Source organism: Bradyrhizobium sp. Kon10 (assembly GCF_055807395.1).
Genome location: NZ_JBVVOZ010000207.1, coordinates 1 through 276, shown reverse-complemented (window position 1 = coordinate 276; position 276 = coordinate 1). Strand labels below are relative to the sequence as shown.

Annotated in this window: 1 protein-coding gene; it reads left to right on the top strand. The window is 58.7% G+C overall.

Annotated elements, in window-relative coordinates:
- On the top strand, positions 1-224 hold a 224-nt coding region (locus tag AC0L2O_RS36740; RefSeq protein WP_473373198.1), incomplete at its 5' end, for a dioxygenase family protein.
- Positions 225-276 lie beyond the last annotated feature (52 nt).

The following is a 276-nucleotide window of genomic DNA, read 5'->3' as shown; positions in this document are numbered from 1 at the left end:
AACAGCTCGAACGTCATCCTTTCCGCCCTGCGCACGTGCATTTCCTGGTTGGCGCGAACGGCTACGATCGCCTCTGCACACACATCTTCGTCGCGGGAGACCCGTACTTGGAGTCGGATTCCGTGTTTGGGGTGAAGGACACGTTGATTGTCGCCTTCGAGCCGCTCGTCGACGCGACGACCAAGTGGAAAGCTAAGTTCGACTTCGTCCTGAAGCGACTGTAGAACCCTCGCTCGCGGTTTATTTCAAAGGGATGACAGTCGCGCGGCGGCGTCG